The sequence below is a fragment of the Alistipes sp. D31t1_170403_E11 genome (assembly GCF_015553985.1).
GTDB classification, from domain to species: Bacteria; Bacteroidota; Bacteroidia; order Bacteroidales; family Rikenellaceae; genus Alistipes; species Alistipes montrealensis.
Genome location: NZ_JADNHQ010000004.1, coordinates 503,131 through 523,179 on the forward strand (window position 1 = coordinate 503,131; position 20,049 = coordinate 523,179).

The 20,049-nt window shown below is 57.5% G+C and carries 15 protein-coding genes; 8 read left to right on the top strand and 7 right to left on the bottom strand.

The window, feature by feature from the left end:
- Positions 1–122: 122 nt before the first annotated feature.
- The 8 genes from I2E69_RS11265 (at position 123) to I2E69_RS11300 (ending at position 7,225) form a co-directional block, all read left to right on the top strand.
- On the top strand, positions 123–533 hold the full coding sequence (locus I2E69_RS11265) for a hypothetical protein (protein ID WP_195461301.1): 411 nt from the start codon (positions 123–125) through the stop codon (positions 531–533).
- Complete coding sequence (gene mutL, locus I2E69_RS11270; RefSeq protein WP_195461302.1) at positions 534–2,528, top strand: DNA mismatch repair endonuclease MutL; 1,995 nt, start codon at positions 534–536, stop codon at positions 2,526–2,528.
- 39 nt (positions 2,529–2,567) lie between these two features.
- Positions 2,568–3,170 carry a rhomboid family intramembrane serine protease gene (locus I2E69_RS11275; RefSeq protein ID WP_195461303.1) on the top strand — a complete coding sequence of 201 codons (603 nt, stop codon included), beginning with the start codon at positions 2,568–2,570 and terminating at the stop codon, positions 3,168–3,170.
- 3 nt (positions 3,171–3,173) lie between these two features.
- Positions 3,174–4,319 carry an endonuclease/exonuclease/phosphatase family protein gene (locus I2E69_RS11280; protein WP_195461304.1) on the top strand — a complete coding sequence of 382 codons (1,146 nt, stop codon included), beginning with the start codon at positions 3,174–3,176 and terminating at the stop codon, positions 4,317–4,319.
- Between the two features lie 150 nt (positions 4,320–4,469).
- A complete protein-coding gene (locus I2E69_RS11285) occupies positions 4,470–4,919 on the top strand; it encodes a YhcH/YjgK/YiaL family protein (RefSeq protein ID WP_195461305.1) in 450 nt (149 codons plus the stop codon).
- Positions 4,920–5,079: 160 nt separating this feature from the next.
- On the top strand, positions 5,080–5,463 hold the full coding sequence (locus tag I2E69_RS11290; RefSeq protein WP_195461306.1) for a hypothetical protein: 384 nt from the start codon (positions 5,080–5,082) through the stop codon (positions 5,461–5,463).
- A gap of 186 nt (positions 5,464–5,649) precedes the next feature.
- On the top strand, positions 5,650–6,021 hold the full coding sequence (locus I2E69_RS11295; RefSeq protein WP_195461307.1) for a hypothetical protein: 372 nt from the start codon (positions 5,650–5,652) through the stop codon (positions 6,019–6,021).
- Complete coding sequence (locus tag I2E69_RS11300) at positions 6,008–7,225, top strand: sodium ion-translocating decarboxylase subunit beta (protein ID WP_195461308.1); 1,218 nt, start codon at positions 6,008–6,010, stop codon at positions 7,223–7,225. Before I2E69_RS11295 ends, I2E69_RS11300 begins: the two co-directional genes overlap by 14 nt.
- 51 nt (positions 7,226–7,276) lie before the next feature.
- Here I2E69_RS11300 and I2E69_RS11305 read toward each other — a convergent pair whose 3' ends face one another.
- The 7 genes from I2E69_RS11305 to I2E69_RS11335 form a co-directional block, all read right to left on the bottom strand.
- Positions 7,277–8,590: a UDP-glucose dehydrogenase family protein gene (locus tag I2E69_RS11305; RefSeq protein ID WP_195461339.1), complete on the bottom strand. Its 1,314-nt coding sequence runs from the start codon at positions 8,588–8,590 to the stop codon at positions 7,277–7,279.
- Positions 8,591–8,693: 103 nt separating this feature from the next.
- Positions 8,694–9,884, bottom strand: a complete 1,191-nt coding sequence (locus tag I2E69_RS11310; protein ID WP_195461309.1) for an FprA family A-type flavoprotein — start codon at positions 9,882–9,884, stop codon at positions 8,694–8,696.
- A 183-nt stretch (positions 9,885–10,067) separates the two neighbouring features.
- Complete coding sequence (locus I2E69_RS11315) at positions 10,068–10,550, bottom strand: lipoprotein (protein ID WP_195461310.1); 483 nt, start codon at positions 10,548–10,550, stop codon at positions 10,068–10,070.
- Positions 10,551–10,564: 14 nt separating this feature from the next.
- Positions 10,565–12,574, bottom strand: coding sequence for a S8 family peptidase (locus I2E69_RS11320; RefSeq protein WP_195461311.1), 2,010 nt, complete (start codon positions 12,572–12,574; stop codon positions 10,565–10,567).
- Positions 12,575–12,683: 109 nt separating this feature from the next.
- Positions 12,684–15,056, bottom strand: coding sequence for a hypothetical protein (locus tag I2E69_RS11325; protein ID WP_195461312.1), 2,373 nt, complete (start codon positions 15,054–15,056; stop codon positions 12,684–12,686).
- A 15-nt stretch (positions 15,057–15,071) separates the two neighbouring features.
- A complete protein-coding gene (locus tag I2E69_RS11330) occupies positions 15,072–16,724 on the bottom strand; it encodes a RagB/SusD family nutrient uptake outer membrane protein (RefSeq protein WP_229095467.1) in 1,653 nt (550 codons plus the stop codon).
- Between the two features lie 21 nt (positions 16,725–16,745).
- The gene (locus I2E69_RS11335; protein WP_195461313.1) at positions 16,746–20,015 is read right to left on the bottom strand and encodes a SusC/RagA family TonB-linked outer membrane protein; all 3,270 of its coding nucleotides are present in this window, start codon (positions 20,013–20,015) and stop codon (positions 16,746–16,748) included.
- Between the last annotated feature and the right edge of the window lie 34 nt (positions 20,016–20,049).

Sequence of the window (20,049 nt, forward strand, 5' to 3'; positions counted from 1 at the left end):
TTGAAGGCGTCCGGGTTCCCTTGTCCGCAAAGGCGGATTGGGGGCTTGTAAATGCGGCCTCTGGCCGCGATGCCGTCCGTCCGGAGTGCGACACGGTCGCGATAATTTTAGAACTTACTGTTATGTTAGGCTTTACCCCGTTTAAGAAGCGCGCGAACAAATTCAACTACATCCCGCGTTATTACGATCCCGAGAAGGAAGCCCGGGAGCAGCGTCGTGCCGAATTGCGCGGCGAGCGTGCCGAAGATGCCGACCGTGAGTACAAGCCCGGGCAGTATATCCGCACCCAGCGCGATGCGCGTGCGGTACGATGCGCCCAGCGCGACGAGTCGGGACGCATGCGGATCTGGAAAATGGCCGGAGCCGCCGTGCTGGTGATGATGTTCATCTACCTCTTGTATCCCAAACTGGCGGACGTATTCCTGCGGGCGCAGAAAGGCGCGGCTAAGCCCGTGCCTGCGGCGCAGGTCGAGGAAGGGGAGTTCAATCCCTATGCGCCCATCGAGGTCGTCCCCAACGATTACCAGGAATAAATGGCAGATAAAATCCGATTATTACCCGAGGTCGTCGCCAACCAGATCGCCGCGGGCGAGGTCGTCAACCGGCCCGCTTCGGTGGTCAAGGAGATGATGGAAAATGCCATCGACGCCGGAGCGACATCCGTGAAGGTCAATTTCCGCGACGGCGGCAAAGACCTGATCCAGATCGTCGACGACGGTTGCGGCATGTCGCCCATCGACGCGCGCATGGCCTTCGACCGCCACGCCACGAGCAAGATCGGGGCCGTGGAAGATATTTATGCCCTGCATACCTTCGGGTTCCGCGGCGAGGCCCTGGCTTCGATCGCGGCCGTGTCGCAGGTGGAACTGCGCACGCGGCAGGCGGGCGACGAAGTGGGGACGCAGACCGAGATCAACGGCGGGCAGTTCGCCTCGCAAACCCCCGTGATGTGCCCCGTGGGGGCGCAGTTTTTCGTACGCAACCTTTTTTACAACGTTCCTGCGCGCCGTCGTTTCCTCGACAAGAGCACTACGTCGGCTTCGCAGATCAAGTCGGAGTTCCAGCGTATAGCGCTCTGCAATCCGCAGATCGCGTTTGAACTTTACGCCAACGATGCCCCGCTCTATACGCTGCCCTCTGCGCCGCTGGCGGGCCGCATCGTCGATGTCGTGGGGCGCCATATCAAGCAGAACCTGTTGGAGGTCGAGGCCGATACCTCGATCGCCCGCATCGAAGGATATATCGGCCGTCCGGCGGCCGCCAAAAAACGCAATACCGAGCAATACCTGTTCGTCAACGGCCGCTTTTTCAAGAGCACCTACCTGACGAGCGCCATTTTGAAGGCTTACGAGAAACTGATTCCCGAGAGTTCCCAGCCCTCCTATTTTCTCTACCTGACGCTCGACCCCGGGCGCATCGACGTGAACGTCCATCCGCAGAAAACCGAGGTCAAGTTCGCCGACGAGGAGGCCGTGTGGCAGATTGTCAATGCCGCCGTGCGTGAGACGCTGGCCAAGACGGGCGCCGTGCCGCTGATGGATTTCGACCGCGAAGGCGCTGTGGAGATTCCCGTTTTGCAGAAGGGAGCCGTTTACAGTGAACCGCTGGCCATGTCGAACAGCGATTACAATCCCTTCCGCGAAGAGTATATCGACCCTTCGGCTCCCGATCCCAATGTCGACTTTACGGGTTTCGACGTGCCTTTCCGCGATGGCGGAGCCGTGGCTGATCATCCCGCTGCGGGATTCCGCGCGGGCGGAGGCCGGAGTGCCGCACCGTCGTTCCCGCGCGGCGCGGCGGGCGGATTCGCCCTGTCCGGTACGGATGCCGGGGAGTTCGAGGAGTTCGAGTCGGGCGGCGGTTTCGAGATCACTCCTTCGGGGAGCGGTTTCGACGACAGCAGCCTCGATTTCATTCCTTCGGCCGCCGCGCCCGAACAGCAGCGGTTCGACATGGCGCAGCATGCCGAGTTTTCCGATGCGCTGCCGCTGCCCGGCGGTTATGTTGCGGCGCTGCTCAACGGGCGGTTCGTCGTCGTCGACGCACGGCGCGCCCGGGAACGAATCCTCTACGAAGATTACCTCCGGATGCTGGGCAATGGGTCGTCGGTAAGCCAGCAACTGCTTTTCCCCGAACGGCTGGTCCTCTCGGGCGACGAGTACGCTTTGCTCGAAGAGAATGCCGTGGAGTTTGCGGCGCTGGGCTTCGACATCGACTTCTGCGGCGAAGGGGCCGTCGAAGTGAAGGGTACGCCCGCCGACATGCCTGCCGATTCGGTGGACCGGTTGTTGTTCGACCTGTTGCAGGCGTTCTCGACCCCGGTGTCGCTGGCCGACGTGCGGCGTGAGAAGATCGCCGGTGTGATGGCCCGTTCCGGTTCCAAGCGTGCAGGGCGGACCCTGTCGCGCGAAGAGGCTGCGGCGCTGCTCGCGCAGTTGGCCGATACGGGCAGTTTCAGTTTTTCGCCTTCGGGCAAGGCGATCACCGCCGAGATCACGCCGGAAGATTTGCGAGCCAAGTTGGGATAATCCCGCGGAAAGAATTACATTTGCAAAAATAAAAACAACATGAACCGATATTTTCAGACGCCTCCGGTTGTCAAAAATCTGATAATCATCAATGTCCTGGTATTTATGGCTACGGCGCTGCTGCCCGTGGGCGACACGATCATGCAGTATTGCGCCCTGTCGCTGGGAACGCCCTTTTTTCATACCTACCAGTTCATTACCTACATGTTCCTGCACGCCAATTTCGAGCATATTTTCTTCAATATGTTCGCCCTGTGGATGTTCGGGCGTACGCTCGAATACGAACTCGGTTCGCAGCGTTTTTTGACCTTCTACATGGTCTGCGGCGTGGGTGCGGCGCTGATCCAATACCTCACGGCGCTGGTTTTCGGTGAACTGCCGTTGTTGCTGGTCGGCGCTTCGGGCGCAGTGATGGGTCTGCTGCTGGCGTTCGGCGTGATGCATCCCAATGCGGTCATTATGCTGCTGATCCCGCCTATTCCGATGAAGGCCAAATGGTTTGTCATCATCTATGCCGTCATCGAGCTGTTCCTCGGATGGAGGGGCGTGGGTAACGTCGCCCATTTCGCCCACGTGGGCGGTATGCTGTGGGGATTTTTGCTGCTGCACTGGTGGAAGCGCCGGGGAACGATCCGTTTCTAAGCGATGGCATCTTCGGATTATTACAGTGGTTACGGGGGGCGTCCTTCGGAGAAGCGCCGCCGCAGTCCGGTCATGTGGCTCGTCGACCTGGTGTTGACGCTCGTGACCCTGGCGGTGGCCGTTACGATGGTCCTCACCTATTTCGTCCCGTATGTCAATCCCGGCAGCGTGTGGTTCCTGCCTGTGCTGGGGCTGGCAGCTCCTGCGGTTTACGTTGCATCGGTCGTCCTGATGCTCTATTGGATCATCCGCTGGCGCTGGGTACGTGCCGGGGTGATGCTGGTGATCGTTGTGGCGGGGCTTTTCAAGGTCTCGCTTTTCTGGCGTCCCGAAATCCGGCGCAACTATGCCGAGGAAGTCACTTACGACCGCAACGCGTTCAAGGTCATGACCTACAACGTGCGCAGTTTCTACGGCGAGGACGGCGGCAGCAGTGTCGACGACATCCTCCGCCTGGTCGAGGAGCAGGCGCCCGACATCATCTGCCTGCAGGAGTTCAACGCCCGCCTCGCGGAACAGTCCGAAGAGTTCGCCCTGCTGGGCGAAACGTATGAGATCGCGCATTTCGGACGCACGCAGGCCCCGGATTCGGTCTACGGATCGACGCTGGCCATCCTGAGCAAATACCGCATCCTGCGTTCGAATACGGTGCTGACGCCTTCGTCCTCGGTCTGGGCCGATGTGCTGATGGGCGAAGATACGGTGCGCATTTTCAACAACCACCTGCGCTCGACGGCCATCAATGCTTCGGACAACCAGTTCATCACCAGCCATCAGTTCCTTTCGGATACGGCGCGCGAGACCAAAATCCGCAGCATCGTGACCCGCCTGCGCGAAAACAGCGCACTCCGGGCCGCGCAGGTCGACAGCATTGCGCAGGTCGTGGGTGCGACGCGGATAAGACGCATCGTCTGCGGCGACTTCAACGATACGCCCATGTCGTACGTCTACCGCACGATGGCGCGGGGGCTGCGCGACGCCTTCCGGGAGTGCGGGTCGGGGTATGCGCATACGTTCCGCGGGTTCTACAATACGCTGCGCATCGACTATGTGCTGAGCGACGGATTCGAGCCACTCTCCTACGAGATGCTTCCGGTCGACTATTCGGACCATCATCCCGTTGTCGTTCGGCTCAAGAAAAGTTCCTGATAATCTGCGTCCGGCATAATGCGGCAGGCGGTTTCCCGGTTTGGATAGAACCGAAAAAATGGCTAACTTTGTAACCGGGCCGTACGGATATGCCGATCCGGGCGGCGAATACGGAATCCGGAAATGCGAAAACGATAAATACTTAAAACTATGATTTTAGACTCTCTGAAAAACAGCGCGCTCTACTATGGAGTAAGCCCGCGCATGAAACAGGCTTTCGAACTGATCGCTTCGACCGACTGGGCGGCGATGGAGCCGGGCATCCACGAACTCGACGGCAAGGACATCTACGTCAACGTGATGGAGCGCGAATTGAAGCAGAAACCCGACGCCAAACTCGAAATCCACAACGAATACATCGACATTCAGGTCCTCATCCGGGGCGTGGAGGAGTCGTTCGGCTGGAGCGAACGCAAGGACCTCAAACTGCCGCTCGGCGAATTCAGCGTCGAGAAGGACATCCAACTCTTCGACGACGTGCCGCAGACCTACTACACGATGCGTCCGGGCCAGTTTACGGTGCTTTTCCCCGAAGACGGGCATGCTCCGATGGTGGGCGAGGGCAGTGTCCGCAAGATCATCGTCAAGGTGCGCAAATAAGCGCCGTCGGCGATACTGTTTCAGGCCGGGATTTTTCCCGGTCTTTTTTTGTGCCCGGATCGGTCTTTTGTTGCCGGAAATGAACAAAAAGAATTTTGCAGCAAGCTTGCTAAGTTCCGTATTTTGTACTAAATTTGTCGTACGGGTATTCCCGGATAGTATGAAAACATCGGCATTCATATTTCTTTTTTTACTGGTCTCCTCCCTGTCGTCCGCGATGGATTCGGGGGTGAGGTCCGGCTCGCGGGCTTATCCCGGAACTTTCCAGACGACAGCCGGTTTTTCCGCCGGTTCCAGGTATGCCGATTTCCTGGCTGCGGAGAGTGTCCGGACAGCTATTCCCGCTCCCATGCGTGCACTGCGCAAGCAGTTGGACGGCCAGCAGCGGGTCTACGGCGGAGGCCGTGACGTTTGCTCCGGGCGGCATTTCTCGCTGGTGCAGGACTGCTGTGCGAAATACCTCGTTTCCCTGTTGTCGGGCGGTCTTATCGCCGTTCCTTTCCATCACGCCGATTATCTCAAATTCGGTATCCTGGTCATTTAGCCGTCAAATCCTTTTGTTCTTATCGTACGATGCCTCGTGTATCGTACTTCGGATTTCCGTGTGCGAACCGGTTCCGGCGACTGCATCTGCCTGATGCGGCGCAGCGAACTGCCTCCGGCGTGCTTTGCCGCATGTCGACGTGTTTTCCCGCACACCCAATGGCAAAACTTTGACGAATACAAAAAAATGGACCTGATCTATATAATTAAGGAGACATCGCTGATGATGGGCTTCACGTTCCTTGTAGGAATAGCCTTTGCGTATGTGCTCAAGGCAATGACGTTTTTATTTTCCGGCCTCAGTGAAAAGGGCCTGTCCGAGGTGCTGAAAAAAAGCCGGATATGGGGCCGCGCCTACCGGATGGATATTGCCCGTACTTATCGTTACATCCGTACGGTTACCCGCCTCGACGGGGGATCGGCGGCCGGGGATGCCAAATCCGAAGCGGATCATGCGATGGACGGCCTGGCCGAATATCACCTCGGAAACCTCGAGGATGCAGCGAAACAGGATAAGGAAATGACTTGTTTATACGAACTCCACCATGGAAAAATTTGATCTGAGTAATATTTTCCAGGGTATTTCGACAATGCTGCAATCCGACCCTGCGATCATGTATTCACGCATCGGGTTGATATTGCTGGGTATCCTGCTGGTTTACCTGGGCCGCAAAGGCGTCCTCGAACCGCTGGTCATGATTCCGATGGGACTGGGCATGGCCGCCGTGAATGCCGGTGTGTTGATTTTCCCCGGCGGAATCCACGGCAACCTGTTTCTGGACCCGATGGTTACGGATACCGACCAGTTGATGAATATCCTGCAAATCGATTTTCTGCAGCCGATCTATACCTTCACGTTCAGCAACGGCCTGATCGCCTGCCTGATCTTTATGGGCATCGGGACGATGCTCGACATCAACTTCGTGCTGGCGAAACCCCTGCAAAGCATGTTCCTCGCTTTGTGCGCCGAGTTGGGAACGTTCGCCGTGCTGCCGATCGCCTATTCGATGGGACTCAGCCCCAGCGACAGCGCTTCGATCGCGATGGTGGGCGGGGCCGACGGTCCGATGGTGCTTTTCACCTCGTTGAACCTTTCGAAGGAGATTTTCGTGCCGATCACGGTCGTTGCCTACCTCTACCTGGGCCTGACCTACGGCGGCTATCCCTACCTGGTGCGGGCGATGGTTCCCAAGCGCCTGCGGGCCATCAAGATGAAGCCGGCGAAGAAGCCGTCCAGGCAATACAGTCCTGCGACCAAGATCTCGTTCGCCGTCGTGATGTGCGTCATCCTGTGCCTGCTCTTCCCGGTGGCTGCCCCGCTGTTCTTCTCGCTCTTCATCGGCGTGGTTATCAAGGAATCCGGGTTGAAGCACGTGAATGATTTCATCAGCGGGCCGATGCTCTACGGCTCGACGTTCTTTTTGGGAATCCTGCTGGGCGTGCTGTGCGATGCGCATACGCTGCTCGATCCCACGGTGCTCAAATTGCTCGTACTGGGAATCCTTGCCCTGCTGATCTCGGGCATCGGGGGCATCCTGGGCGGATATATCATGTATTTCTTCAAGCGGGGCAACTTCAATCCCGTGATCGGGATCGCCGCTGTAAGCTGCGTGCCCACGACAGCCAAGGTGGCCCAGAAGATTGTTTCGCACGACAATCCGTCGTCGATGATCCTGCCCGACGCACTGGGCGCCAATATCATGGGCGTCATCACGTCGGCCATTATCGCCGCAATCTACGTGACGGTTATTCCGATGTTGTAAACGATGCTGAAAACAAAACGGCCCGCAAATATGCGGGCCGTTTTGTTTTCGTTATTTTCCGATGCCGGAGTAGCGGAATCCGGCTGCTGCGACCTCCTGTTTGTCGAAGATATTGCGGCCGTCGACAATCACGTCGCCGCGCATCATCGTGCGCAACTGCGGCCAGTCGGGCATGCGCAGTTCCTTCCATTCGGTCAGCAGGGCGATTGCGTCGGCGCCTTCCGCGGCTTCGTACATCGTCTGGGCATAGTAGACGGGCCAGCCTTCCGTCCGGCGGCGGCACTCGGGCATCGCTACGGGGTCGTAGGCGCGCACCTCGGCTCCGGCGTCGAGCAGGCGGCTGATCACCACCGTTGCCGGGGCTTCGCGCATGTCGTCGGTCTCGGGTTTGAAGGCCAGTCCCCAGATCGTGACGATCTTGCCCCGCAGGTCGCCCAGCGCTGCCTGCAATTTCTCGAAAACAACCTCTTTCTGCGCTTCGTTGACGCGTTCGACAGCCTCGATGACCTGCATCGTGTAGCCGTGTTCGCGGGCCGTATGGGCCAGTGCCTTCACGTCCTTCGGGAAGCACGAACCGCCGTAGCCGCAGCCGGGGTAGAGGAACTTGTTGCCGATGCGGGCGTCGGAGCCGATGCCTTTGCGGACCATCTCCACGTCAGCGCCCACGCGGTCGCAGAGGTTGGCGATTTCGTTCATGAACGAAATGCGCGTCGCGAGCATGGCATTGGCGGCGTATTTGGTCATTTCTGCCGAAGGGATATCCATGAACAGCACGCGGAAATTGCTGATCAGGAACGGGCGGTAGAGTTTGGCCATCAGCTTGCGGGCCCGTTCGCTGTCGACGCCCACTACCACGCGGTCGGGTGACATGAAATCCTTGATCGCCGCGCCTTCCTTCAGGAATTCGGGGTTCGAAGCTACGTCGAACGGGATTTTACAGCCGCGCTTTTCGAGTTCCTCCTCGATCACGGCACGCACTTTCTGTGCTGTGCCTACGGGTACGGTACTCTTGGTGACGAGCACGGTGTATTTTTTGATGTTGCGGCCGAATGTACGGGCCACGTCCAGGACATATTTCAGGTCGGCCGAACCGTCCTCGTCGGGCGGGGTTCCGACGGCCGAGAAGACCACTTCGACATGGGGCAGGCATTTCGTGAGGTCGGTGGTGAAGTGCAGGCGTCCCGCCTCCACATTGCGCCGGACGAGTTCTTCGAGTCCCGGTTCGTAAATCGGGATGACGCCCGCATTCAGGCCGTCGATCTTTTTGGTGTCGATGTCCACGCATGTGATGTCGAGACCCATTTCAGCGAAACAGGCGCCCGACACGAGTCCGACGTAACCTGTCCCCACGATTGCTATTTTCATCATAAACTAAGCGTTTATTTTTTTTGAAATGTAAATATAACGCTTTTTTCGGAATATCATTGCAGGGGCGCAAAAAAGGCGGCCCGAAGACCGCCCCTGTCTGTTATTTGTCGCATCTGCATTTGGCGATGCCCTCTGCCAGCGTCCGGCAGTGGCCGTGCATGTCGGGGGAGAAGCCCTGCTTCATCTCCACGGGCTCGCACAGGGGTTCCCACTTCATCTTCTGGGCGAACTCCGAAAGCAGGCGGACCGAAGCTCCGGCCCAGCAGAACGAGCCGAACCAACCGAATTTGCGGTGGGGGATGCCCCGGGCTGCAATGCGGTCGAGCAGTTCGGCCACGGGCGGGAACAGGTTGCCGTTGTAGGTCGGGCCGCCGACGATCAGCGTGTCGAAGCGGAACACGTCGCGCAGGACGATGGAAGGATCGGCGTAGGTGAGGTTATAGACCCGGATCGGGCCGACGCCTTTGGCGGCCAGTTCGCGTGCGATGCGCTCGGCCATCTGTTCCGTGTTGCCGTACATCGAGGCGTAAGCCACGACGACGCCCGGTTCTCCTTCGTAGCGGCTCAGGCGGTCGTAAATGTCCATGACCTTCGCGATCTGCTGCTGCCATACGGGACCGTGCGTCGAGCAGATGGTTTCGACGGGCAGCGTGCGGACCTTCTGGAGCGCTTTCTGCACGGGGCCGCCGTATTTGCCTACGATGCAGGCGTAGTACCGGCGCATCTCGTCCCAGTAGCGGTCGACCTCGACCTGCGAATCGGTAATGCCGCCGTCGAGCGCGCCGAACGTGCCGAAGGCGTCGCCGGTGAAGAGGGTCTTATCGCCGGCGCACCACGTAACCATCGTTTCGGGCCAGTGCACCATCGGGATCATGTGGAACGACAGCGTTTTGCCGCCCAGGTCGAGCGTGTCGCCCTCCTTGACCTCGATCGTTCCCGCGTTGATGCCGTAGAACCCGCCGATCATCTGGAGGGTCTTGACGTTGCCCACGATCTGCAACTCGGGGTAGATGCGGCGCAGGGCCGTGATCGACGACGAGTGGTCGGGTTCCATGTGGTTGACGACCAGGTAGTCGACCTTGCGGTCGCCGATGGCCTCGCGGATGTTGGCTTCGAGACGGCTGCCGAAAGCCTCCTCGACGGTATCGATCAGTGCGATCTTCTCGCCGACGACCAAGTAGGCGTTGTACGATACGCCCATCGGAAGCGACCAGAGGGCTTCGAAGCGCGTGGTGGTGCGGTCGTTGACCCCGACGTAGTGGATGCCGGGTAGTATTTCTGTAATTGCCATAAACGTTTTTTATTTTGTTCCGGCACAAATTTACGAAAAAATCCGTTCCGTACTGTTACCGTTTTTTTATTACTTCGGCAAGTCGCATGCCGGGGTGTGAAAAAGGGGTGTCGTATCTATCGCCTTGAAAGCAAAACGCCGCAATCCCTTATCGGATTGCGGCGCATGCCAAGAAAAAGACAGTTACAGGAACCGAGGTTCCGATGCCCGGCTCTGGGGGCTTGCTTCCATTGCTCCGGAAATAATCTCCGATGGAATTTTCGCCTTTACGAAGACGGAGACATCGTCGCTTGTCGTGCTGGTCAGCGTCATTTGTGTTCCGTCCGCGTTGAACGAAACCCGGTACGAGGGGCTTCCCCATGGGGTGTTGTCGCTGTATTTGCCGCTGAGCGTGGGTTTGTCGTAGGTATAGTGCCCGTCCAGGTGGACGTACTCGGGCTTATACAACCGCTGGTAGATATGGAACGAACCCGCCTCGTCGAAAGAGAGGTAAATGTCTGCCGCCTTGAGCGTGCTCCACGAAATCATGTGCCACTCGCCGATAACGGAACCATTGCCGTTTTCGGGTCCAGGTCCGGGTTCGGGGGTATCCTTGGATGAATCGCCGCACCCGGTCAGGGCGAATACGGCGGCGAGTCCGATCAATATCAATCTGATGTTTTTCATAGTCTGTCCTTGTTTTATAACCAACCTCCGTTCTGGGAATGAATCTCGCGTACGATTAAGGCGAACTCCTTCGTGATCTGCATACCGTTCATTCCGCTGTCGTTGCCGTTGCCTGCCATCAAGCTGATCCGGACGATCGCCGAACCGGGCTTGGTGCATTTGAGGATGATCTGGTTGGCGAACAGCGTCGGTTTCGAAGTCATGCCGAGCCGCTCCATATCCCCGGTGGAGATGTCGATCCCCCTGATCGTCATGTTCAGGTTACCGTCGCCGAGATAGGGCTGCATGTTCAGCGTATACTGGCTGCCGGCAGGAATCGGTATGCAGGTGATACCGCGTACGTTCATCAGCACCTGGTATGCGTCGATGTAGCCCGTGCCCATTCCTTTCTTGTGTTTCGAAAGGTCGAGTGTGGCCATGGAACCCTGATCGGTAATATATTGTTTGGTTCCGGTGCAGTATTGGTTGATGTCGTTTACCGATGTCAGCAGCAGTGTCCTGAACTCGCTTTGCGAAAAGGTCTTGCCGAGTTGCAGCGCATAGGAGAGCCCCAGCGCCGCAACGCCCGAAACATGGGGACAGGCCATCGATGTTCCCTGCATGTACCCGTACCGGCCGCCGGGAATGGTCGAGAGGACCTGCGCTGCCTCCGTTCTGTTTTCCAGATACGACTGGTAGGCGTCGCCTCCGGGAGCCGCGACGTTACAGCCGGGTCCGTAGTTGGTGTAGTAGGCCGGGGTGTAGTCGCACGACATGGAGGTTACGGAGATGTAGTCGCGGTAAGCCCCGGGATAACCCGATATGCCGGCCAGGTCGTTGCCTGCGGCGAATATGGCGATTCCGCCGTTTACGGCCGCGCAGTTCTGCGTGGAAGTGAAATAGTCGATGGCCTGTTTCTCGGCGCTGGCGCCGCTTGTGTATGCCGAGTCGGAGGTTACGTCGCCCGCTTCGTAGCCGAAACTGCACTGGATAATTGCCGCTCCGTTGTCGGCTGCGTATTTGATGGCCTTTGCCGTGATGGCGGCCGAACCGCCTTCCTCGCCGCGGAAAATCTGGCACGACATGATCTTCACGCCGTCGTTCTTACCTGAACCGCCTGCGACGCCGCAGACGCCGGTTGCGTTGTTGTTCACGGCCGCAACCGTTCCGGCTACGTGTGTGCCGTGGTCGTCTGCTTTGGTGAGTTTCTGGTTGTCGACGAAATTGTATCCGTGGATGTCGTCGGCATAGCCGTTCGAATCGTCGTCGCGGCCTTCCGTGCCGTTCTGTTCGCGCGTATTGATCCACATGTTGGCTTCGAGGTCGGGATGGTCCCACTGCACGGCGCCGTCCACTACGGCGACGACGACGCGCGGGTCGCCCGTGCAATATTGCCACGCTTCGTCGCAGTTGACATCGGCGCCGGCTTTGATCTTCGAATAGATCGACTTGTCCCCGGTGTTGATGTAGTGCCACTGTTTGCCCAGTTGCGGGTCGTTGAACCCGATGGCCGCGCGGGTTTGCGGTGTGGCTGCGGTTTCGATAAGCGGCGTAACCTTGCCGTCGCGGACATGCATGAGCTGCTTGTTGAACTGCACTTTGCTTACTTCGGCGATCCGGGCCATGCTGCGGGCCGCCTGGTCGAGGTCGACATTGTCATCGAAATCGACGATATACCAGCGGTGCAGGCCTGCGGCGCGCGTCCGTTCTTCGTTCCGTTCGTCTACGGGGAACAGGCGTTGCAAAGCTTTTACGCCGATATTGCCGAGCACGGCATCGAAGTCGACGATGCCCGAACGGGTGGCGACGCCGCCTGCCCGTGTAACCTGCATGACCGATTTTTCGACACTCGGAACAGCCTCTTCGCCGAAATAGACCAGCAGTTCGCCCTTGATTGCGTTTTTCGAAGAGAATATGAGCTTGGAGGCGATTTCTGCTTCCGGCCCCGCTCCCGTTGCCTGCTCGGTCGCATCCTTGGCGCACGAACCCAGTACGAGCGCCAGAGACAGGAGCAGCAGGCTCCATAAAGTTTTTGTCCTTTTCATAATTCAGGTAATCGTGTTATTATGTAGTGTCCGGTGTTGCGTTCCATTGACCACAGACCCGACACGGTCACTCGGACTGTGTCGGGTCGTGTGGAACAAGGTACGGAAATTATTTCAAAATCGGACGATTCTCACGGATTTTGAAATCGGCGCGCCGGCCGATTTGTTTCGGCAGCGGTTCGCACTGCGCCGTTTTCACGGAAAGCGTGCGTACGCCGTTGTTCGTGTCGTAGCTTTTCTTGACAAATCCGGTATTGGTCAGCAGAGCGCGGCTGTCGAGCGACTTTTTGACAGATGCCGGAACCCGGACGCTGCTGAACGGAATCTTCGTGCGGACACCCTGGGTCTTAATCGCTGATGCAGACGACGTTCCGCTGTTTTTCGTGATGACCGTGCCGTCGGCATAGTACGCCGCCATGGCTCCGACGATCTTACCGGCCGTGAAGTCCGCAACGGGAACCTCGATGTCGGTCACCAGTTTCGAGACCTGTTTCGATGCCGGATCCACCGTCAGTACGACCGGATCGCTGCCTTTGCTCTCTTCGCCTGCAAACGAATAGATACCGTAACCGAGGGACTGGTCCGCTGTGAGCGCCTCCGTAAATGCGCCGAGCAGGTTGCCGTCCTTCTCACGGCCGAGCTGTACACCGCTCAGCGTCAGCGTCGACTTACCCGAATCGTAGGTTGCATACCACTGCGTATCGTCTTCCATTGCGAAATCCTTCACGAAGAATTCGGTCCCGCTGCCGACCGTAGGCACAACCTCGAATACGTTCTCAAAGGTGTTTTCCGCATCGGCCACGTAGGACATGTCATATTTGCCGATGGCCAGTTCGCCGGTATAGGGCGGTACGCCTACTCTGAACGGCTCGGATTGGATCAGCTTCGTTTTTCCGTAGTTGTTCGTAGCTTCGACGACCAGCGTGTAGGACGTGCCGGAAGCCAGGTCGGTGGAGAGGTTCCAATACTTTCCGGTCTCTGCAAGTTCTGCCATCTCGGAAGCGCCGAACTCCTTGCCGTATTGCCTTACCGCTTCCTGCAAAGTCAGGCCGCCGCTCTGGATATCGATGTTTTCGATCACGTAGGTCGTGTTGATATAGATCTTGACCGACTTCATGTCCGTGCCGGAAACCTCATAGACGAACGACGAATAGTCGGGGCACTGGGATACATAGTCGGCAGCATCGGGATATTCGCTGACTTTAATGAGCGTTGCGGCGATGTCGTTTTCGGGAACAGCCCCGGCCATGCCCGGGAAGTAGAACGTTGAGGCGGAAACCTCGCCGGCAAGCAGTTTGCCGCTCTTGTCTTTCGGCAGGGCGACTACGGTGTAGGCGGCCGGAGCGGTGAGTTCCGCTTCGATGGAAACCTTCTCTGCGCCGACTTCGAAATTCTTGACTTCGTAGATGTTTTCGGCCGTGCCTGCAACGATTTCCGCTGCAATTTCGTCGGCCTTGTCGGTTGCGTCGTCCGATACGAACACATAGCTGATACCCGTAACGTCGGCTCCGTAGGTGAAATCGACCACGGCGGTTGCGGTTTCATTGTCCGAACCTACCTTCATGCCGCCGTAAACAGCGGCCAGCGAGTAGTCGACAGCTTCGTAGCCGGGCAGGATGATGCGGAACAGCCCGTTCTTGTTGGCTTTGCTGTTGCCGGCTTTGCAAAGGAGTCCGAGAGCCTCTTTCGGGAACGTGATCACGCCGTTTACCAGCGTGCCTTCGCCGCCTGAAAGCGTTGCTATCTCATAATCTCCGTAACTCGAATCAATATCGGTTACTCCGGTGAACTGGCGGGGGAAGAATACCTTGTTCGGGTCGCTGCAGTCGATCGTGATATTGGCCGGAGTATATGTAACGGCCTGTGCTTCTACTGTCTCCTGATCGGCTCCGAAGAATTCGGTCAGGAAAGGCCAGCCGTACATCTCTTCGATCATATAGATACCCGCTTTCGATTTGTGTTTGTGGACGGTAACCTCGATTTCGGGGTTTCCGCCTTTAAACATGGCACAGAGCCAGTCGTCGCGGAACTTTCCGGTCCCCAGTTCTTCCCAGGGCCAGGGTGCGACCGTGATGCTGAGCATGCGGTTGCCGTAGGGCGTCGAGTTGTCCTCGTCGTTGATCAGAAACGACAGGGGGTACTCCTTGCCGTCTTCGAGTTTGGTGCGGTCGAACGTGATCAGCAGTTCGGACGTTTCCTTGCCGGCGGCGAACGTTACCGACGAAGGAATGGTGAACAACTCCGATTCGTCGCTTGCGAGGATCGCTACGGTCAGGGCCTCGTCCTTGACGATGCGTTTTACGGGAATGGCGATCGAGGTGACATCGTCGCTGATACTGTGCTGCGTGGTTACGTTCTCGGGAAAGTAAACCTGTGCACCGTCGACATCGGGACCTGCTGTGAAGTCATCGTCGTTGCAGGCCGTGAAAAGTCCTGCGGCGATGGCGACGGTCGCCAAAAAGAATATTTTTAAGCTTTTCATAAATGGCTGCGTTTTTTATTTGACAGACTTGACCGTTTGGTTCGGATTGGGGTTGTTCTTGCCGCTGAGCCCCGTATTCTGCTGTACGGCGGTCAGCGGAATCACGCAGTTCCACCAGGGAGCGCGGCCATCCGTGGTGAACTGGGCGCTCGACGGTGCGTTCGTGCCGTTGTCGCCGTTGTGCATGCTCTTGTTCAGACGCTTCAGGTCGTAGAAGATGATGCCTTCGCCCCAAAACTCGATCTGCTTCTGGAAAATGATTTCGTCGACCAGGTCGTTTGCCGCGGGGACCGTATAGGACGGGTTGCGGTTGACCATGAACGATTGCAGCAGCGTTTTGCCGGTAGCCGCGTCGTAGTGCGCCGTAGCTTCGGCTTCGGTGAGGTACATCTCTTCGACGCGCATCATCGGGATGCTCGTAACGTTACCCGTCGTATAGTTGGTCTTTTCGCCGTTTGCCGTGTGGAACTTGAACGACGTATAGGGAGCGATCGTCTCGAATTCCTCCTCGGTAAGGCTCGTGTAAGGCTTCATCGCCTCGTAGGAACGATCCGGGCCGACGAAGACCTTTTTGCGGAAGTCGCCCGTCGAAATGCGGTTGTAGTTGAATACCGAGATACCCGGCTGTGCGCCGTAGCCGTATCCCCAGATCGCTTCGGGGCACATGTGCGCCGACCACGAGAGCAGGTTGTTGAGTACGGTGTCGGAAGTCTGGATCATCGCCCACATCCACGCCGAATTGACCGTGTTGAACCCGGTCTTCGGGTCGAGCCACTGGCTTTCGTTCATGATCGAACAACCCGAAGCGTCGATGGCTTTGCGGGCATATTCGGCCGCGAGCCGGTAGGCTGCGTCGCCGGTCGGAATGTCGGCATACGATTCGGTGAATCCGCCCAGCCAGAGATAGGCGCGCGCCTTGAGACCGTAGACTACGGCCAGCGAGGGCAGGTTCTTCGTCGGCGGGGTGTAGTTGGCCAGCAATCTCTCGGCGTCGTTGAGGTCCTCGAAGATGAATTTGAACATCTCTTCACGCGATGCGCGCGGGTTGTTCTCCAGCTCTTCCAGCGTCATGCCCTCCCGGACGATGGGGACGGTCAGACCCTTGACGGCTTCCAGTTCGGTCTCGTAAGCGGGACGCTCAGGGGCTTTGGCCGGAAGCGGGTCGTACTGACGGGCCATATCGAGGTAGCCCAGGGCGCGGAACGTTTTGCCTATGCCCAGCATCTCCCCGTATGCATCGTTGGTCTTCGCGATCTCGATAGCCTCGTTGGCTGTGAAGATAAATTTGTAATAGTTGGTATAGAAGAACTCGGTGGGCCAATTGTTTGCGGCCAGTCCGTTTACATAGAGCCAGGGCTGCCAGCGATCGTAATACTGGTTGCCGCCCGGCAGGTTGCCGCTGACGGGGAATACTTCGCCGGCCATACGGTCTGTTGCGCCGAAGATGCCCGGATAACCGAAGTCGAAGTGTTCGCCGAGGTCCAGGTAGCTGGTGATGAGGACAGTAGGCATTGCCGTAACCAGGCCCTCCATGGCAAACGGCGATTCGGCCGTCTGGTCGCTGGTGGCATATCCGCTCTCGGGGAAGGTCTCCTTGATACAGCCCGGGAGAAGTACCGATGAACCGAGAAGTACCGCCGTGTATTTCAGTATTTTATTCATTTTCATAATAATCATCGTTTGGAGAAATTAGAACGTAACGGTTACACCGCCCGAGAAGGTGCGGATCGGGGCGTAGTAGTAGGGATTCGTGATTCCGGTGATGGCCTGGCGCGGGTCGAGACCCTGGCGCTTGGACCAGTACCACACGTTGTCGCAGGCTACATAAATCCGCAGGCTCTCGACAAGGAACTTACGCGTGATGCGTTTGGGCAGCGTATAGCCGAGCGTGATGTTCTGGATGTTCAGATACGATGCGTCGGTGAGGAAACGGCTCGAGATGGCTGCCTGATCCTGATCGTTGTAGGCGAAACGCGGAATATTCGAACTGGAATTCTCGGGAGTCCATGAATTGAGCAGGTCGTGGTGGTAGTTGCTTCCGGTCGAGGTTCCCAGCGGCGAGTCCATGTAGAACCTGTAACCTTCGTCGAGCACCTGTCCGCCGATCTGGTAGGTGAATCCGACCGAGAAATCGACGCCGTAGAAACGCAGCGACGTGTTGAAACCGCCGTAGAGGTCGGGAAGTGCGTCGCCCTGCATTTCGCGTCCCTCCTGCGATGCTACCGAATAGTCGGTGGTCGTTATACGCTTTTTCTCGCCGGTCGCCTCGTCGGTTTGATAGGTGTACCACATCGATTTACCGGTTTCTTGGTCTACGCCGGCATAGGTCGGCAGGTAGAACGAGAAGACCGATTCGCCTTCGGTGAGGAATTTGGTGCTCTGCTGGCGGCCTACGTGTTTTCCGTCGGCCGTCGTGTTATTCTTATACTGCACGGGCAGTTTGACCAACTTATTCTTGTAATGGGTCATGTTGAGCGAGAAGTCCCATACGAGGTTTTTGGTCCGGATCAGGTCGGCGTTCAGCTCGATTTCGATACCGCGGTTGACCATGTCGCCGATGTTGGTGAAGATGGACGTATAGCCGGCTTCCAGCGGGGTAGCGAGTTCGAACAGCATGTCGGAGGTCTTGCGGTTGAAGAAGTCGATGCCGCCCGACAGACGGTTGTCCCAGAGTCCGAACTCGACACCGATGTTGAGGTTGGCATTGGTCTCCCAGGTGATGTCGGGATTGCCTTTGCGGAACAGGGTGCTCGTTACGCCGCTGCCGCTGCTCAGGATCTCGCGGTAGTCGACGTAGCGGTAAAAGGTCTCCGCTTTCGAGCCGAGGTTGTCGTTACCCTGCGAGCCGTACGAAGCTTTGACTTTCAGCATGTCGACCCATGAAACGTCGAACCAGTTCTCGTGACTGATGATCCAGGCTGCGCCTGCCGACCAGAAGTTACCCCAGCGGTGGTCGGGGTGGAAGCGCGACGAGGCGTCGCGGCGATACGATCCCGAAACGTAGATACGGTTGTCGTAATCGTACTGTCCGCGGAAGAAATAACCTTCGTTGTTGTATTCCAATACCGACGAACCCGATTTCGAAGAGTCTACGACCGCACCGCTGAGTTCGTTGTTGTCCGGCGAATACATCATGGTTTTCGAGGCGTACAGTTCATACGATTTACGGTTGTACATCTCGTGTCCGACAAGCAGATCCAGGTTGTGGCGCTCGGCGAATGTGTGGTTGTAGGTCAGGAGCTGCTGCAGGTTGTAGGTGATGTCGCGCATGTGAGCCTTGAGAACCGCTCCGCCCGATTCGGCGAACTGTCCGTAATAGGGGTTCGACACCTGCGTTTCACGGGTCTCATTGAGCGATACGCTGCCGTTGAGGGTCAGTTTTAGGCCCTTGTAGAGCGAGAAATCAGCAAATCCGTTGGCCGTGAAGGCATTGCCTTCGTTGATGTATTTGTTCAACTGGATATCCTGCAGGTCGTTGCTCTTGCCGCCGTTCGTACGCAGCGCGCCGCCGTTGCGGCCGTCGCCCGTGTCGTACATCTTGAAGCCGTACTCGTCGATCATGATCCGGCCGTTGGCGTCGCGCATGTAGACAGGGTAGATCGGAGCCATGCGGATGGCCGTCGCGAATGCGTTTCCGCCGTCGGCATTACCTTCGCCCTGGCCCTCTCCATCGACGTTGGTCTTGTTGCCGTTGTTCCAGACGAAATGGGTGTAGGACATGTTGCCGCCCACTTTCAGCCACTTCTTCGCTTGGTAATCCGCACGCAGGCGGGCAGTGTAGCGCTCGTTGCTCGAACCGTCGACGATACCCGTGTTGTCCAGGTAGCCGAGCGATGCGTAGAAATTGGCGCGGTCCGATGCCCCGGATACGTTTACGTTGTACTCCTGGCGGAACGACGCCGATTTGTAGATTTCGTCGAGCCAGTTGTCGGGTTGCAGGTAGAACTGGTTACCTTTGGAGTCGGTTACGAGGCGGCCCTGGGTTGCCCGCGGATTGAGACGACCGTTCTCACCGATGAGATTCTGCCCTTCGGGTACGGTGAAGACGTTGTAGCCCAAACCTCCGGCATCGTTCGATGTCAGCAGCTTGTTGGCTGCCATGTTTGCCGAGAGTGCATCGTATTTCTGTTCGAGCGTGTAATAATTGTACAACGATTTGTAGTGCATCTCGTAGTACTCGCCGGCATCCTCTACGATGTCGTAAGTTTGCAGCGCGCGGGTGTTGATACCCCATTTTCCGTCGAACGTTACGACTGCTTCGCCGACTTTGGCCCGCTTGGTCGTTACCATGATTACGCCGTTGGCGCCGCGGGCGCCGTAGAGTGCATTCGATGCGGCGTCTTTGAGGACGCTGATCGATTCGATATCGGCGGCATTGATGTTGTTTACGTCGCCTTCGTAGGGAACTCCGTCGACAACCCAGAGCGGGTCGTTCTTGGCGTTCATCGAGCCGTAGCCGCGCACGTAAATCTTCTGTCCGGAACCCGGCCGGCCGGATGCGGACGTAAACTGTACGCCGGCGATTTTACCGACCAGCGCATCCTGTACGTTCGAGGACTGCGTTTTGATCAGATCGTCGGATTTGATCACTTTCGCCGATCCGGTGAAAGCCTCTTTTTTGGCCGTACCGAATGCGACGACGATCACATCGTCGATTGCCTGCGTGTCTTCTTTCAACGTGATGTTGATACGCGTCTTATTGGCAATGGCGACCTTTTGGGTCTCATAGCCGATGAAAGACACGACCAACGATCCGTTTCCGGGGGCCGAAATGGTGAAACTACCGTCCGCATTCGAGGTAGTGCCGACTTGAGTGCCATCGACCATGACAGTTGCACCAGCCACGGGCTTTCCGTCCGCGCTGGAAACTGTACCGGAAACTTGCTTATTTTGGGCCAGTGAAAGTAAGATTCCCCCCCCCAATAAAGCAATTAACGATAGTAGAATTTTTCTTACCATAAGCGTTAATCTAATTTGTTTTTTAAAATAAAAA

Coding starts and splice junctions, on each gene's coding strand:
- I2E69_RS11305 (WP_195461339.1), bottom strand. CDS start 8,590: ATGAAAATAGCAATCGTGGGGACAGGTTACGTCGGACTCGTGTCGGGC.
- mutL (WP_195461302.1), top strand. CDS start 534: ATGGCAGATAAAATCCGATTATTACCCGAGGTCGTCGCCAACCAGATC.
- I2E69_RS11325 (WP_195461312.1), bottom strand. CDS start 15,056: ATGAAAAGCTTAAAAATATTCTTTTTGGCGACCGTCGCCATCGCCGCA.
- I2E69_RS11335 (WP_195461313.1), bottom strand. CDS start 20,015: ATGGTAAGAAAAATTCTACTATCGTTAATTGCTTTATTGGGGGGGGGA.
- I2E69_RS11295 (WP_195461307.1), top strand. CDS start 5,650: ATGGACCTGATCTATATAATTAAGGAGACATCGCTGATGATGGGCTTC.
- I2E69_RS11290 (WP_195461306.1), top strand. CDS start 5,080: ATGAAAACATCGGCATTCATATTTCTTTTTTTACTGGTCTCCTCCCTG.
- I2E69_RS11315 (WP_195461310.1), bottom strand. CDS start 10,550: ATGAAAAACATCAGATTGATATTGATCGGACTCGCCGCCGTATTCGCC.
- I2E69_RS11265 (WP_195461301.1), top strand. CDS start 123: ATGTTAGGCTTTACCCCGTTTAAGAAGCGCGCGAACAAATTCAACTAC.
- I2E69_RS11275 (WP_195461303.1), top strand. CDS start 2,568: ATGAACCGATATTTTCAGACGCCTCCGGTTGTCAAAAATCTGATAATC.
- I2E69_RS11300 (WP_195461308.1), top strand. CDS start 6,008: ATGGAAAAATTTGATCTGAGTAATATTTTCCAGGGTATTTCGACAATG.
- I2E69_RS11285 (WP_195461305.1), top strand. CDS start 4,470: ATGATTTTAGACTCTCTGAAAAACAGCGCGCTCTACTATGGAGTAAGC.
- I2E69_RS11280 (WP_195461304.1), top strand. CDS start 3,174: ATGGCATCTTCGGATTATTACAGTGGTTACGGGGGGCGTCCTTCGGAG.
- I2E69_RS11330 (WP_229095467.1), bottom strand. CDS start 16,724: ATGAAAATGAATAAAATACTGAAATACACGGCGGTACTTCTCGGTTCA.
- I2E69_RS11310 (WP_195461309.1), bottom strand. CDS start 9,884: ATGGCAATTACAGAAATACTACCCGGCATCCACTACGTCGGGGTCAAC.
- I2E69_RS11320 (WP_195461311.1), bottom strand. CDS start 12,574: ATGAAAAGGACAAAAACTTTATGGAGCCTGCTGCTCCTGTCTCTGGCG.